This is a genomic window from Marinobacter confluentis, assembly GCF_004785685.1.
Classification (GTDB): domain Bacteria; phylum Pseudomonadota; class Gammaproteobacteria; order Pseudomonadales; family Oleiphilaceae; genus Marinobacter; species Marinobacter confluentis.
In genome coordinates this window covers 1-622 of record NZ_SRPF01000016.1, presented here as the reverse complement: position 1 = coordinate 622, position 622 = coordinate 1, and the positions used below count along the sequence as shown (strand labels likewise).

The 622-nt window shown below is 54.5% G+C and carries 2 tRNA genes and 1 rRNA gene; all 3 read left to right on the top strand.

The features are described 5' to 3' along the window. Positions 1-109 (top strand): 16S ribosomal RNA (locus tag E5Q11_RS17360); the annotation flags it as partial. An 88-nt stretch (positions 110-197) separates the two neighbouring features. Then, positions 198-274: transfer RNA gene (locus E5Q11_RS17355), tRNA-Ile, on the top strand. 227 nt (positions 275-501) lie between these two features. Then, a tRNA-Ala gene (locus E5Q11_RS17350) sits at positions 502-577 on the top strand. Positions 578-622: the final 45 nt, after the last annotated feature.

Below are 622 nucleotides of genomic sequence, written 5' to 3'. Positions count from 1 at the left end.
AGTGGTTAGTCTAACCTTCGGGAGGACGATCACCACGGTGTGGTTCATGACTGGGGTGAAGTCGTAACAAGGTAGCCGTAGGGGAACCTGCGGCTGGATCACCTCCTTAAACGAAGCCGAACGCTTCGGTCAGAGTCCACACGAATTACTTGGTTAGCTTGAGAAGAGAGCAAAGGGTCTTGCAGGCCCGCACTTTCGGGTCTGTAGCTCAGTTGGTTAGAGCGCACCCCTGATAAGGGTGAGGTCGGTGGTTCAAATCCACCCAGACCCACCAGAATTTCACTGCTCGTCGTTGTCGAAGCACTTGCATAGCAGGCTATGCGGCGCGCTTCGACGCCTAGATCAGTAAAATCCTGGTCACCATGCGACGTAAGCAGAGGCGCCGGACAGATTTCGTTAATCTAGGCGCAGCGAGAGTGAGTGAAGGAGTAACCCTCGATGGGTTATGACTGAGGCGAACGAGCGCTGCAACGACGAGTAACGGAAGCTGGACAAGCATCTGGGGCTATAGCTCAGCTGGGAGAGCGCCTGCCTTGCACGCAGGAGGTCAGCGGTTCGATCCCGCTTAGCTCCACCAAAAACTTTTACTGACTAACTTCGGGTTAGCAGTGTGCAGAAACAA